The following is a 15124-nucleotide window of genomic DNA, read 5'->3' on the forward strand; positions in this document are numbered from 1 at the left end:
TACTGGGGGATTCGCATACAACACCAATAGCCCTGAAGAGGTATCATCCTCTTCAAGGCTGCGCTCGGAACAACAGCTGCGGAGCATTCATTACCGCTGAATCGTATCGCTCCAGGAATGCTCGGCCCTCCAGCTCAGCACGCGTTGCGCCCGCTCCGTGCTGACAATCGCTTCGCGTCCGGTGAAGCGTCGGCGCCGATCCTTCACCTCCGGGTAATACCGGTCAAGCAGCTCTTCCGTATCCAGGTCGCTGAGCGTATCCCGGCTCGTGATATTGAGATCGGCCGAGCGGACCTCGAGATCGCCGAGCGAGGCGATACACGCCCGGACCGCATCCCGTATATCGATATAGCTCCACAGAATCCGCTTATGGCGTTCCGGATTGCGGATATCCTTCTCGAATGCCGCGTACTGCTGCGGAGCGAGGATCAAGGAGAAGCGGAGTGACATCACCTGCATCCCCGTACGCCGGTGAAACATGCTAGCGGTCAGCTCATTGACGACCTTGGATAACCCGTAGCATTCCTGCGGCAGCTGGGGATGCTCCTCATCCACTGGCACATAGTGCGGGTCGAACGGACTCGGCGCCCAGCAGAAGCCGTACGACGATTCGCTGGAGCCGGTCACGACCTTGCCGATTCCGAGCACGGAGGCAGCCTCCAGCACATGATACGTGGAGAGCACATTATTGGAGAAAATATACGAGTTCGTATAATCGATCGGAGCCGGGATCGCCGCCAGATGGATCACCGCATCCGCCCCGGCCAAGCCTGCGACGACCTGACCGAAGTCATTCAGATTCACGCGGATTTGCTTGCACCGGAGCTGATCGGATCTGCGCTCGTCCAGCGCGATGACCTGATAGCCCTGATCCAGCAAACCTTTCACAACCTCAGTTCCCAGCTTCCCGCTGGCTCCTGTTACAGCCACTGTTCTCATCTGTTATCATGCTCCTTCGTCAGAGGTAAAGGCTACGGGCGGACGATCGTTCCGTCGGCTTTGCGATCCAGTGGATACGGACGGTGATACTTGCTCTTGTCCCAGCCTGCTTCCAGCAGCAGCTCCGCCTTGTCTTCGTCGATATCGATACCGAGTCCCGGCTTCTCCGTCACATACAGGTAACCGCCCTTGCGCTCTATACAGCCGGGGAATGCCTCCTGCTCTTGCTCCGTGAAATGATTGATCTCCTGAATGCCGAAGTTCCAGATCGCCATGTCGAGATGAACGGCTGCGGCCTGGTTCACAGGGTCGTTCTCACCGCCCTCCTGCCACGCGGTCCGGACACCGAACGTCTCGCCTAGCGCCGCAAGCTTGCGGCAGGCGCTGATGCCGCCGGCCTTGGACACGCGGACCCGGATGAAATCAATCAGCCGCTCCTGGATCAGTGGCACCCACTCCTGCGGGTTCGTGAACAGCTCTCCGACCGCTTGCGGCGTCGAGCTCTGCTGACGGAGCTGACGGTACCAGCCGAGCTGGTCGGGAGGCAGCGCATCCTCCAGGAAGAATAGGTGATACGGCTCCAGACGCTTTGCCAGTTGAATAGCCGTAATCGGGTTCAAGTGTTCATGCACATCATGTGTAAATTGGACCTCCGGTCCGAACTTCACCCGCAGATGCTCGAACATCGCCGGGATCGCATGCAGATAGGTTTGTTCATCGAACACCGGACCGTTCGTCCAAGAACCTTTCGGCCGGTTCGTCAGCTCCTCCCGGAAGCCTCCTCCCCCGTACGCCCCGAGCTGGCAACGGATCACGGTGTAGCCTTCCTCCAAGTAGCGGTGCACGTTCTCCGTCAGACTCGGTAAATCCTTGCCGCCCGCATGCCCGTAGCAGGGAACGGCAGCCCGGCAGGCGCCGCCGAGCAGCTGGTAGACCGGCTTGCCGGCTTCCTTGCCCTTGATATCCCACAGCGCCATATCGATCGCTCCGATGGCCGTCTGCAGAATGCCGCCATGCCGCCAGTAGCCGCTTAGATGCATAGTCTGCCAAATATCCTCGATCCGATCGGCCTCCTTGCCCACGAGCAGCGGGGCGAATAACTGCTCAATGACCTGGACCACCGCTTCGGGATTATATAGATCCGAGGCAGAGCCGATACCGTACAGACCGTCCTGATCGGTCACAACCTTTACAATTGTCCAGCTTCCGTCTTTCCTCGTGCGTATGCAACGAATTTGCTTGATTTTCGCCATCGTGAGCCTCCTCGACTACAAGTCACCCTCTATCTTAGAGCGATCCCTGGGGCTAGACAATGAGAGGATTCTAAACTTTCCCGGACAGTTGCAGCTTATTTCTCTCCAGCGAAACAGGCGGGTCAGGATAATCCCTTCCCGCCTGCCTGCTTGTTCGTGGAAGCTGTCGATGGGGCTTGCTACTTCGTTACGCGAACTTTCATGATGCTGCTGGAGGCAGAACCGGCTTCATTCACCAGCTCGGCACGATATTCATAAGTCCCCACAGATTTGCCCGTGATGGCTGTAACCGCCGATTGGGCAGATGGAGTCCGGCTTGTGAGAGCCTGCGTATCGATCAATACGCCGTTCTCGTACAACCGGTACGTCGTTCCGTTCGTTCCCCACCACAGATTCATGCTGACCTGGAAGTTCCCGTCTCCATCCCAGTTATCATGGGAGAGTGCGGGGACGGACGGCGACGCTTGGGTGACCGTGACCGTGTGGGCCGCGCTTCGGGTCGTACCGAAGGCATTGACCAGCTCGGCGTAATACCGGTACGTCCCGTTTTTCTTCCCATGGAAGGAGGTCGTCGCCTGCTGAGCACCCGGCGAGCGGTCTGTGAGAATTTGCGTGTCGATGAGTTTATCATTCTCGTACAGTCTATAAATTCGGCCATTGTCTCCATACCACATGTTCATCGCTATGGTATAGTCACCGTCAGCCAGCCCCGTATCGTGGCCGTTGTTATCACTGAGCATCGGAGCACCTGGCTTCGCCTTACTGGCCGATGTCAGGTTGTTGACGGCAGCTGTGGCCGTTCCCTTCCTGCCGAGAGCATCGACATACTCAAAGGTAAAGCTGCCGTTGAAATAAAACGTGTAGCTGTTAGATCCGCCGTTATTGGTGATGGTGACCGGGGGAGTCGCACTCAGGGTAGCCGTGACGCTGTTCGTTGCTGGCACAACATCGCTATACGTGATCACTGGTGCTGCGGGGGGATTCAGTTGAGCCAACAGCCGCGTCTTAACCTCGCCATCGGGAAGCTGGGCGACGAAAGCCCGCGCTGCGTCGAGACGGGTCATATTCCGATTCGGCTCCTCCAAGGCTTCACGGACGGCCAGCTCGGCCGCTTGCTCCACAACATCGGCATAATTTTTGCCCAGCAAATACAAGTCCCCGTATGAGGTGGCGTCTTTGCTGGTGCCGATCCCTTGATTATATTCCATGAACCCTGTTCTTCCCGCACCGTCATTCTCATTGATCAATAACGCTAGGCCAATAGGATCTCCAGGCTGGAAGGTAGACGACGGTCCGCGCAGCTGAGCGAACGGAATCGTCAGATCGTACGTCGTCACTCCATTGCTCCGCGTAATCTGGGCCTGCGCATCGAAGGCACCCGTCACTCTGCCTGCCGGTGCTCTCCATCTCCACTTGGTGACACTGCCGTCATTGCCGAGGGCAAAGCCTAGCTCATTGACATTCTGGCTGGCGGCTCCGTCCTTCCTGGACAGATCGAGGCCCAACTGAAGGCTGTCTCCCTGCCAGATATCGCCGTTCGCGTAGCGTTGATCATGCACGTCGTCCTGCACCTTCACGTTCAGATGGAGCGCCTGATCCGTCCAGGTCACGCGTGCGTCCGCGCTCAGATCGCTCTCTCCCTTCCACTTCCCGCCCGTGCTGAAGTATTGATCCGGCCGGCTCAATCGGATCGACGGAGCCTCCAGCCGGCGGTCGTCGCTCTCGTGAGCGGCTACGGACTTCCCGACCTGAGCCTTCAGCGTGTAAGTCTGCCCGGAATCGAGGGTGATTTTGAAGGCCGCCGTATCGCTGGCGATCAACGGGAGCTTCACGGACAGCTCCGCGCCAAGGGCCAGCCCTTCGAATCGGATCGGTACGAGCCTTCCAGCGTCGTCCGCCGGTTGGACGAGTTCGATCTTCCCTGCCGCGCCCTGCGCGAAGGCCAGATTGCTCAGGGTCACTACAGACCCCAGTCTCTCCGGATGTACCGGATCATACCCCGAAGCCGATACTTTTAGCTTCAAGGGCTTAATATCCGTACCGGTCACTTTGCCGGGTGCATGATTCTCGAGCTGCAGATCTCCATTGAACAAGTTGGCGGCTTCCACGATATGGACGATCTCCGGTCCCGCATAGATGTGCGTCGTCCCCGCCTGCTGGAAGTAAGAGTCGTACAGCCATAGCTCTCCGCCCAAAGCCTGAATGCCGCGCTCCCCGACGACCGTAAAGTTCGCTTGCTGCAGATGAAGCTTGCCGGACAGCAGATCGACGGAACGCGTCGTACCGCCCCACATCGAGGTGTTGAAGAACGTCGCCTCGCCCTTGAAGCTCTCGGCCAGCGTGATGTACACTTTGTCTGAGGTGCTCATTGAGACTAGCTCGGTATTGATAAATGTCAAGCCCTGCTCACCTGCACCCTCCAGACATGCCCCCTTCTTGCTGCCATCGGTGCCATGTCCGATTACGATCGCCTCCGGCCCTTGGCCGTGCTCGGTGACGAAATGAATGCCGTACTGCGATCCGAAGACGAAGGTGTTGAAGATCGTTTGGTTCTTCACAGCTCCGATCCGGAAGGCGTCCAGATTTTCTTTCTGATAATTCCAGACAGCCTCCCAGCCGCCTCCGCCCGGAATCCCATTGGGGTACGTGCTTCTGGCGTAATAATGGGGATTGAACTGTACGTTTCTCATGATGCCGCCTTGGGCTCCGCCCCCGAGATAAATACCTTCCTTGAGTGGAGATCCGGCCACATAGTCGATATAATGTCCGCTTGTGTCATACGTCCCGAAATCTACGCCCTGATACGAGTTCACGAGTGTCGTATTGATCAGGTATACGTTATGCCCCTTGCCCTGAATCGTCCATGCATACGGCTTAATCTGGTTATACACCTGCTGGTCGTAATAGACCGACAGCCCGTTGATGCCGGCATTGGCTTCCAGCGTTATCAGAGGCGTTCCATTCGAGTTGTTCTCCCCATGGTTCGTAAAAATCACGCTGCCGCCCCCGATGGTATGATGCGGCACATCCCAGGACCCGCGCAGCTCGACGCCACTTGGCACTGTGATCGGGCTGTTGATGCGGTAAATGCCCGCCGGCATATACACCGTTCCTCCCTGAGCCGCCGCATCGGTCAGCGCCTGCCTGACAGCAGCCGCAGCGTCCGTCGTTCCCTTGCGGTCCGCCAAGTACGGCGCCTTGGTCACATCGAACAGCCGGGCAGAGGCAGGCCTAGGCCGTACAGCCCGGTCGACAGCCACGTTCGCAGGCAGTGTCTTCATCCGGTACTGTTCATCCTGATGGCTGTTAATATCCGCCGATTCGCTATGATCGGTCAGATCCAGGCTCCCTTGGTAGCCGGAATTCACGGCATTCACCTTGAGCACATCCCGGTTCAACAGCACATGATGATCCGGCTTGGCGAATTGCGTCTGTCCCAGGATCAGAGAACCAGAATCGGAAGCAATCGCGTATCCGCCGCCCGCGTAGTTCCAATTCTCGAATACACTGTTCTCGAAGGACAACACACCCGTTCCTTCGTTAACCACCGCGTTCTTCGGATTCCCTCCGACGGTGACCGTATTGAATTGGACGATCGAATTAAAGCCTTGCGTGGCATAGATCGCGACCGGAGCTTCGCCGGTATCGGCCTTGAAGCTGCTGTCCGTGATCAGCAAGCCGTAGTTGTTCACACCTTCGATCTTCAGCGCTACATGGCTATTGTCTATATGAATGTCATATAGCTGGGCATTGGCCGTCTCCAGCGAGCCGGTCCGCGTGGTGATGCGCATCCCCGTTTGATACCCGGAGATATGGATGCCGGACATATATTCCCAGTCCGATCTCCCCATCACGATGCCTTCGGCATGAGCCGTCATATACGCGGTTAGCGCAGCCTCCCCTGGTGCGCCAGCCAGTCCGGACTTCGCCCAATAGGCAGGGGAGAGATGGACGCCTTCCAGGCGACCGATATCGGTCGTATAGTCCAAGAAGATCCCTGTGTGCAAGGTCGTTCCGTACAACTCTTTAACGTAATGCAGCTCATTCCACGCGGGACCGATCTTGATTCCTTTGTAAGCGTTCACCAAAGTGACGTTTTGTACAGTGGCGTTGTCACCCGTCAATTGCTCGATGGTCCAAGGGTATGGCGTCACGTTGCTTACAGATTGCTCGGGGTACCAGATGGAGAGGTTCGTCACGCCGCTCGACTGCTCGAGCTTGAGGAAGCTCGGTGCGTTCTCCGCTCCCTGATCTGCGTACACCTCGAGCACAGTACCGGCTACGCCCGGTGCGCTCTCCGGGTTGATCCAGTCTCCGCGCAGCGTCACGCCGGTCGGCACCGTCAGGTCCCCTCTCAGTGTATAGCGGCCTGACGGGACGAAGACAACCCCTCCTCCATCATGCCGTGCAGCTTCGAGCGCGTCGCGGAAGGCAGGCGTATCATCTGCTCCATCATCCGCCCTGGCGCCAAAATCCGCTACGTTATAGTTCGCGATTACCACATCAGCCGTCGGATACTGTGTCTGGATGACGCGGGCGTCGCTCGGGATAATAAGCCGCTGCTTCTTGGTCACTTTCACCGAAGCTACATACAGATCCGGCGTATTCGGAGGCGCACCGCCTCCATCTACTCCGATGCGGAAGTCTGCCCCGTTGGTCCGGTTGGCAAACTTGGCGTCCGCTAATTTGAACGTATACGTCTTCCACTGGTTCGTATCCGTATACGTAAAGAGCGGTGCGTCCTTGAACGGAGCTGAATCGGCATCATACTGAAGCACGATGCTGCCGTTGCCTTTGTCGAAATATTCGACGGTTACCCACACATCGCTGTCCGTATTATGGTTCAGGAATGCGTCGTCCACATTCATATAGAAGTAGCTCGTTCCCGGACTCGGAGCTTGCTTATTCGTCAGCCAATAAGTCGCTCCAGCTACCGTACCGGTACGCAGACCGTCCGGATCATCTCCCGCCCGGGGACTTATACCCTGCTGGACGGGGCTCGCTCCTAGCGTAACGCTCACTTCATCTCCGGCTGCCGAAGCATTGTCCGGATACAGGGGCAACGATGCGACGAACAAGAGCATGATCATCCATTTGGCAGCCAAGGATCTAACTCGGTAAAAAAAGAAGCGGTGCTGCTCGCTTATCATAACTTCTCCTCCTTAAGATAGGCCCTTGATGATGGACCGGCTTGGTAAGTGACGGCCTTGCTTCTCATCCCTCCTTCGCATTGACTGCTGGCATGACTGCTTATGCAATAGGCCTGCCCTTCCATTTTATAGAAGACAGAAGGCTTCCCATATGAGGGAATGTTAAATAAAGCAGGGGAATGCTGGCTTGATCGGATGTTCTATAGTAATATTTATCTATATTGTGTATATATGGGAGTGATCTTCGGTGGCGATATCGATACTTTCCATAACGGATTGCTTCGCGAATCAAGAGGAAGGCTCCAGGCTGGTGCCCTCCTTTCACTTTCTGAATATCGAGGATGACTCTCCGTTCCGGCTTATGCGGATGCAGCCCCAAGAGCAGCTGACGGCTTGTCCAGACGAGGGCGTACAACACACGACAGCCGGTCATCTGAACAAATGCCGGGAAGCGCTGCGGATCGCCCGGGCGGAACACGCCGATCTGTTGATGACACCGGAATATTGTGTGCCGGTAAGTCTCATCCATGAAATCCTAACTACCCCCTCGCTTCAGCCTCATCCGAACAGCTTATGGTGCCTCGGGTGCCAAAGCTTGTCATTAGAAGCCTTCCACGACCATATGATGCACTGGGGAGATCTTGCCATCGTCGCGAGGAAACCGCTGGAAGACATGCGGCCAAGTCGCTTCGTCAACTTTTTGTTGTACATGTTTCTCTCCCAGGAAGGCAGGCTATGTCTGGTGCCCCAATTGAAGATGCAGAGAATGAATGATCCGCAATTCGTCTGTGAAGGAGCCGGGCTTTCTCTGGGCAGCAAGGTGATTCTATTCGGCGACTCGTCGGCTAACCAGTTGTTCTCGATCTTATGCGCAGACGCCTTCCATCCGGAGATAAAACCCGGCAGCCTGTTCGTCCCAAACCGGGAGCCGCGGCGCTTCATCGTCCTGCATCCCCAGCTCAATCCGGGGCCCCGACACCCTGATATCTCCGCCCTGCGCAACAACCTGTTCGACAACACCTCGGCCAGAGATATGATCTACATCACCTGCAATTGGGCAGACGGTACGGTGATCCGGACCGCCGAAGGACCTCCGCTGGCAATCACTAGCCCCTGGTCGTCCATTTACCGCCGGTTTATTAGCCTGGACGGGCAGCAGAGCTGGAACGAGCAGCTTCGCAAGACGCGAACGGATAACCTCAGACACGGGCTCGGCTTCGGGTTTCTTGCCAAGAAGAAGTACAAGGTCTGGTTCGCCGTCAAGGCGGAGCACCTCCAGCTGATCCTGCTGACCAAGCCTTATGACGGGGGGGCCGAGCTCGTCAGGCCGCGGGGAAGCGTTCAGGCGGAGAAGGCCTTTATTCCTTCAGATGACGGAAACGGCTGGCGGCAGAGCGAGCTGACTTTTCCTACGGCGCTGCCTGCCCTGCTCACAGCGGAAGCTGCGGAGGAGCTCGCTTATCCGCTTACCGCATCGGTGGAGGAGCGGGACAAGTTTTTCGGGTACTGCCTCGGCCATCTGGAGGACGGTCAATTAACGATAACGGACCAGGAGCATAGCCCTAGACTTAGCTATCACGTGGACGATCACTGCGAGTCGGCACGGCAGCGCGAAGCAGGCCTCGTCATCCGGCTCATTCACTGCTTGCGAAGCACGGAATCGCTTCCTAATCAATTAAGAAGGTTTCAAGGACAATTTCGGCTTCAACTGGCAGCACGCGCCCCGTTCAACCTGCTGCCCCGCTCAGGGCATGAAAAATCCGGTGCGCTGGTCATCTATGCTGATCAGGCTGATGGTGCGGCTATGAAGCGGATCGTGGACCGCTTGTTCAATGTCATGCCTGCGGCGCAGCTGCTGCTGGAAGATAACATGTGTGTCTTCTCGCATAGCGTTGACGGGGAAATGGTCCATTACCCGGCCGTCACGGATCACTGGACCGTACCTGTGCGCTCAAGCCATACGACCGAATTTACCGAAGGAGGCCTATCGATCGATGCCGAATTGGATTGAAGAGATTCGCAGGAGTGGACTGACCTTTGTGAACAAGCATAGATACGGCGAAACCTTGGAGCTGTACGAAACACTCCACAGCTGGCAGGGCATCAAGCTCGGCAAATATTTGATCCTCCCTACATCCCCAGAGCTGTTCAGTACGATCACAGAGAGCGCTGACAGCTTCAGCCGATTCGAGGATGAGATCATCTCCCCCTTTTATTTCCGGCTGAAGGGCGATTGGAGCTGGAATCTGTATGTGGTGTTTGTCGTGTCTGATATGACCGGTCTTCCGGCAGCAAGACTGTCTCTGATTCAACGGGGGAAAAGGTTCGGTAAAAAAACGGTGATATCCTTCGATCAATTGTCTGAGAAGCTGCCGATGGCCAAAGTCCCGGGAAGCCTCGGGGGAGCGGGAGCTGGTAATCCGCTGCAGGACTGGCAGGGCCAGCTCGCGGAAGAGGGGCTCTTATTTTGTCTGGATAACTTCCGGTCCCAGCCAGTTAAAAATTATGTGGAAACCGGGGCCCTATCCGGCAGCTTGCCGCAAGAACCGTCCGCTGCCACGATCCCGGCGCTAAGACCTGTAGGCCCCATTGGTGCGCTGGATTTCGGCAGCCGGTTCCGGCCGCATGTACTGGCTGGCGTAGCCCCGTTTCAGTTTGCCCAAGTCAACCTGCTGGCCGGTCCGAACGGGATGGGCAAGACCTCTGTTCTGGAGGCCATCGAGCTGGCCTTTACCGGATCGGTTCAACGCAATCTGCTGGCCGACCGGCAGGCCGAGGAGAGCTGGGACGGGAGCGTGTTATTTAAGTCTGAGGGTGAGGCGCCGTTCCATGGAACGCCCAATCCGGAGGAGAAGAAGCAGCGGGAGACCGCGTACTACAAGCACAAGGTAGGCCCCCGTGCAAACAGTCATCTGAACAGCGCGTTCCATCAATATAATTATTTTTCCTCCGAAGCCGTTCATCAATTTTGCTTCGGTCCAGCGGGCAAATTGGATTACCGCGCCGCTTTCGCCCGCGTCATCTTCGGCGAACAGTTGGAGCGGTATGAACAGTGCTGGAAGCAGCATCTCGAGGAATTCCAGAAGCTGAGCCGAAAACTGCAGGATGAGCATGGCGAGCTAAGCGGGGAATTGACCCAAAAATATAGCGAAGGCGTGCAGGACAGCGAGCTGTTGAAGGCTAGAGCGCATGCGCACGTACAGCAGATGGACAAGTGGATGAAGCACTGCCTGTTCACCTACCCCATCCCGGAGAAAAGCTCCGGCTTGACCGATATCCGGACGTGGCTCGATCATCTGAAGCCGCTGCTCCATGAGCTGGATGTAGCCAGCACTCCGTTGTCCGGGAACAAGCTGCCCGGCATCCAGACGTCCGATCAGTTGGACAAAGAGGAGCAGGCCGGTCAAGCAACGCTCGATATCCTCCAGGTTCAGCTCCTGGACCTGAAGAACCAACTGGGACAGCTGCCCTCAAGCTCCCACTTGGAGCATCAGGTTCAGCAGAGATGGAATTCCCTCAATAATCTGCGCACGGAACTGGAGGATCTCCAACGTATCATCCAGCGTCTTGCAGAATTAGCTCCCCTCATCAATCAGCCGGACTCGCGTCTGGCCCGACTGCAGCTCGACGAACAGATCAGGTCGTTGGAGTCCGCTGTCCACGGCTTGTCGGATGTAGATAATCTGTATGGCCAACTGACGTTCCCGCCGCTTAGCGGCATGGATATCAATCAAGTACAAGCCAGCTTGAACGATCTGGATATCAGCCGTTCTCAGACTCAAGAGGCGCTGGATCAAGCAACTGAACAGGCAGCCTTGCTCAAGGATAAAACCGGACGGCTCCAGAAGCTTCAATCCGAACTGAAAGCCACGGCCCGGATGTCCCTTCACCTGCATCCGAACCAGACTGCTTGCCCGTTATGCGGACATGACCACGAGACGACACAATTCCTCAGGCAAGCCATCGACTCCAGTCTGCAGACTGACGGCAATGAGCTGGCCGGACTGCTGACCGACATCGAGCAGTACAAGCTCAGGCTGCTCAGCATGGATGCCGACGCTGAGCAATTGCGTCTTGAGCTTACCCGGATGAACCAGCTGGCAGAGGCACGCACCTACCTCCTTAGCCGTTCCGATGTGGAGGAATCGAGGGAACTGGCCGGGGATTCCGGGCTGCAGGCTGTTCAGCACGTCGTAGTCCGTATCTGCGAGCGGATCAACCGCTATACAAGCTCGCTGCAGGATCTGCGCGGGAAAGCCCAGGCACTGGATGAACGAGGCATCACCATAGCTTCGATCACGGAGCTCCGTACGCTATTGGAGGATTCGCTACTGGCCCGGTCTATCCGACCCGATCAGACGGAGCTTCCTTGGATTCAGCTGGAATTGCTAATAAAGCAGGAATCAGAGCGTGTCACCGAGAAGACGGAAGCCGCGCGAATCGACTATGCAGCCATTCAGGAAATCGCTAAGCGAACGGACAGTAAGCGGCAGACCTTATCACAGCAGCTAGATGAGCTGACTCTGCAGGAGCAGCAGCTGACTCATCGCATGCTGGACATCGCTGAACTGAGGCAGGCCTGCTCCCGACTGGCCGAATTACATGTGCGCCTCCCCGGTGAACTCTCATGGAGCGAGTGGCGGTTATATTTCCAGAAGCTGATGCTGGCGTCCGAGGAGCTCGGTCGGGCGTTGGAGCCGCTTGTACTAGTGGAGAGGCTGGCCTATGAGATCGCCGGGTTAAGGAGGAAGCTTGAGGAGACTACCGTTAAGCGGGATCGCTGCAATCGGGCCGTGGAAGTATTATCAAGCCTTCGGAGCTTGACCGGGTATGGAGATGATTTCGTACGAAGCAACTTCGAGGCGATCAGCAGGCTCTTCGTTGCGCTCCACTCGCCGAATGAATTTGAAGGACTCGAATGGAATGAAGATAAAATCGTAGCTAGGCGCAAAGGCAGCGGAGCACGGTGCGCGATTTACCAGCTGAGCACGGGACAGCGGACCTCCGTGCTGCTGGCCATATTCTTCATTATGCATCTGGTTATGGAATCGGCTCCGCGGTTTTTGCTGCTGGACGAACCCGTCGCCAATATGGATGAGCTCAATGTGCTGGGATTGCTCGACTTCTTGAGACAGCTTACGATCACTCAAGGTACGCAAATTTTCTTCACGACGGCTAATCCGCAGATCGCCACCTTATTCCGGCGAAAATTCAGCTTCCTGGAGGATGATTTCCGAGTCTTCCACCTGCGCCGCGATGTGGAAGGTCCGCTCCGTGTTCATATCCAGCAGTTCAAGCCTCACCTGGAGAAGCCGATTGCTCTAACCTACTAACTTCGAAGGCAGGGTGATCTCTATGTATTTGAAGCTAAAAGCCTTTTGTTCCCTTCATTCGTGGCGACACTCCTTAACGGTCCGAGTGTTTCTCGGGTATTGGCTGGCCGTCTTTTCGATCATCTGGACGTTTACGGAATTCACCGGCTACTTCTTCACTATCAACAACAGCCCGGTCAAGCCAAGCGTATGGCTGGTACTCGGCCTTGGGGTCGTGATCGCGGCTTGGATGAGCCGCCCCCGGTTAACGCGTACCATCCTGCTGCCCGAGAAAGATATACAGCTGCAGGTTACTGTCGACGATATGTTCCGGTTGGATGACGCCTCCCTGATCATTCCGTCCAATTGCTGCTTTACACATGATCACATCGATGGGGACGCCATCATCACCCAATTCCGCAGCCGTTTCTTCTCTACCGCAGCCCAGCTCGATCAGGCTATTGCGGAGGCGCTACGATCGGTACCTGCGGAAGATAGGGTTCTGAATGGGCGGCAGGTTAACCAATATCCCATCGGCACGGTTGCCCAAATCCCATTACCCGGCCCCGTGGGAAGATTCGCGTACCTCGTCGCTTCCGCTGAATTGAATGAGCATGGCAGGGGGATCCCTCAGCTGGGCGATTTGAAATCAGCCCTAAACTCGTTATGGACCCATATCGGGGAGCGGGGCAATACCAGGCCATTGGCCGTACCTGTGCTCGGCAGCGGGCGTCAGCGTCTTACCCCGAATAGACTGCAGCTCATAGCGCTGATCATGCAGTCGTTTCTGAGCAGCAGCCAACACCGTAAATTTACGGGCCGTCTCACCGTCGTCATTCATCCCAGGGCTTATTTGAGCCACTCCTATAACCTGGACGAGGTCGAGACTTATATGAAGTGCTTGGTCAAATTCAACATCTCCGTGAATCATGCAGAATGAACGGTTCCGCTGCCAGATTAGAGCAGCTCCAGAGCTTTCAGTAAGGCATGCTCGCTGGACTTCGCGCCTTCTCTTGAATAATGGGCATCGGGAAACATAGGAGATAGATGATGGTATCCCGGGTAGACATGTAATTCTACCAAGACCCCGTCGAAGACCAGCTGCTTCGCGAACAATAAAGCCTCATCAACAAATAGATCAATGGTACCTACATTGATGTAAGTGGGCGGTAATCCGGCCAGTGATTGTGCACGAGCAGGCACATAATACTCGCTTACCGCCTCCTGGCCCGGCTCATGTCCCAGTACCGATGTCCAGCCAAAGTGATTGCTGGGTTTGTTCCAGATAAATTCACCCGCATACGGATGATCCGGCGCAACAGCCGTCCGGTCGTCCAGCATAGGCCTTAGAAGTCTGAGATGATGGATCTCGAATTCCTGCCGGTCGCGAATATACAGGGCCAGACCAGCCGCCAAGCCGCCGCCGGCACTGCTGCCTCCAACGGCAACTTTCCCGGTATCGATGCCTAATTCCTCTGCATGCTCGATGCACCAGTACAGTCCTGAGTAGCAATCCTGCAGCTGGCTTGGCTGCACATGCTCCGGGGCCAGACGGTAATACACGGACACACAACAAAAACCATGCTGCGCAGCGAGCGATGCATTCCCCGGACGATCCACGACCGGACTTCCCATAACCATCCCGCCGCCGTGAATGGAATAATATAACGGCATCTTCTCGTGCTTGGGCTGAATCGGCTTAATGATTTCGATTCGAATATCCGGGCCGTCAAAATAACTCGGCACAACCTTTTCTTCACATGTAACGGGAAACATCTGCGTTACATCGGTTTGCGGCAGCATTTGCGACTGTTTCTTACGTGATTCGATCAGCGTGGGCAACGTAAGATCGGTGGTAGGGATTAAATCAACAACGCTAAGAATCTCCCGATCAATCAGATGTCTGCTTCTGCTTGTTTGCTCACTCATCATCAACATTCCCCTTTCTTTCTGCAATTCCTATTTTATAGAGTGCCTCAAATATCCAAAATGAAAACAATGACTTAGAATCATTTTTGACCTAAAAAACACTGATGACTATGGTCATCAGTGCTGTTTCTTACTTTTATGTGAATAGACAATTTTCTTAATCGTTTCCGTTGAGAGAAAATAGTCCTCCGCTAGCTGCTCGATACTACGGCCACTAGTAAACTCATGCCGGATAGCGGTATTTCGCTGATCCAGCCATTGCCGGCCGCCGCTCATACTTCCCCAATTCTTATAGGAAGCTTGCTGCTTGGGAATATAAAGAGTCTCGCCTTGAACATATTTTTGGATATCTGCGATTAGCTTCGCAGGTAATACTTGGGTTGCATTCGTATACTTCAATCATGCCCGCCCCTTATTTTGATTTTTTCAAATAAGGTGCAAAGCCTGCTTATCAGAAAAGCTTATTTATTGTTAGCGTTAAAATCGTTTCGCCCCATACAAAGTAACGCTTTTCCATGACAGGCTTTGCATGAGTGGAAGC

General features: G+C 55.7%; 8 protein-coding genes. 3 read left to right on the top strand and 5 right to left on the bottom strand.

What is annotated here, in order from left to right; genetic code table 11:
- Positions 1–90: 90 nt before the first annotated feature.
- From WMW72_RS19115 to WMW72_RS19125, 3 genes are all read right to left on the bottom strand, one after another.
- The gene (locus WMW72_RS19115) at positions 91–939 is read right to left on the bottom strand and encodes an NAD-dependent epimerase/dehydratase family protein (protein ID WP_341417143.1); all 849 of its coding nucleotides are present in this window, start codon (positions 937–939) and stop codon (positions 91–93) included.
- Positions 940–971: 32 nt separating this feature from the next.
- Positions 972–2192 carry an enolase C-terminal domain-like protein gene (locus WMW72_RS19120; RefSeq protein WP_341417144.1) on the bottom strand — a complete coding sequence of 407 codons (1221 nt, stop codon included), beginning with the start codon at positions 2190–2192 and terminating at the stop codon, positions 972–974.
- 179 nt (positions 2193–2371) lie between these two features.
- Positions 2372–7342 (bottom strand): glycosyl hydrolase family 28-related protein, encoded by a 4971-nt coding sequence (locus tag WMW72_RS19125; protein ID WP_341417145.1) that lies wholly within the window; start codon positions 7340–7342, stop codon positions 2372–2374.
- Positions 7343–7589: 247 nt separating this feature from the next.
- Between WMW72_RS19125 and WMW72_RS19130 the strand changes: the two genes are divergently transcribed.
- From WMW72_RS19130 to WMW72_RS19140, 3 genes are read left to right on the top strand one after another with little or no spacing between them, the layout of a single operon-like run.
- Positions 7590–9353 (top strand): hypothetical protein, encoded by a 1764-nt coding sequence (locus WMW72_RS19130; protein ID WP_341417147.1) that lies wholly within the window; start codon positions 7590–7592, stop codon positions 9351–9353.
- Entirely contained in the window at positions 9337–12675 is a 3339-nt protein-coding gene (locus WMW72_RS19135) for an AAA family ATPase (protein ID WP_341417148.1), read from the top strand. The genes WMW72_RS19130 and WMW72_RS19135 overlap by 17 nt, the downstream gene beginning before the upstream one ends.
- Before the next feature lie 28 nt (positions 12676–12703).
- Entirely contained in the window at positions 12704–13594 is an 891-nt protein-coding gene (locus WMW72_RS19140) for a macro domain-containing protein (protein WP_341417149.1), read from the top strand.
- 17 nt (positions 13595–13611) lie between these two features.
- Here WMW72_RS19140 and WMW72_RS19145 read toward each other — a convergent pair whose 3' ends face one another.
- Positions 13612–14583, bottom strand: a complete 972-nt coding sequence (locus tag WMW72_RS19145; RefSeq protein ID WP_341417179.1) for an alpha/beta hydrolase fold domain-containing protein — start codon at positions 14581–14583, stop codon at positions 13612–13614.
- 117 nt (positions 14584–14700) lie between these two features.
- Positions 14701–14982, bottom strand: coding sequence for a CD3324 family protein (locus tag WMW72_RS19150; RefSeq protein WP_341417150.1), 282 nt, complete (start codon positions 14980–14982; stop codon positions 14701–14703).
- Positions 14983–15124: the final 142 nt, after the last annotated feature.

This window comes from Paenibacillus filicis, from assembly GCF_038070315.1.
In the GTDB taxonomy this organism is placed as follows: domain Bacteria; phylum Bacillota; class Bacilli; order Paenibacillales; family NBRC-103111; genus Paenibacillus_G; species Paenibacillus_G filicis.

Bases quoted from the DNA above. Each gene is read 5' to 3' on its own strand.
- WMW72_RS19115 (WP_341417143.1), bottom strand. From the start codon at position 939: ATGAGAACAGTGGCTGTAACAGGAGCCAGCGGGAAGCTGGGAACTGAG.
- WMW72_RS19120 (WP_341417144.1), bottom strand. From the start codon at position 2,192: ATGGCGAAAATCAAGCAAATTCGTTGCATACGCACGAGGAAAGACGGA.
- WMW72_RS19125 (WP_341417145.1), bottom strand. From the start codon at position 7,342: ATGATAAGCGAGCAGCACCGCTTCTTTTTTTACCGAGTTAGATCCTTG.
- WMW72_RS19135 (WP_341417148.1), top strand. From the start codon at position 9,337: ATGCCGAATTGGATTGAAGAGATTCGCAGGAGTGGACTGACCTTTGTG.
- WMW72_RS19145 (WP_341417179.1), bottom strand. From the start codon at position 14,583: ATGAGTGAGCAAACAAGCAGAAGCAGACATCTGATTGATCGGGAGATT.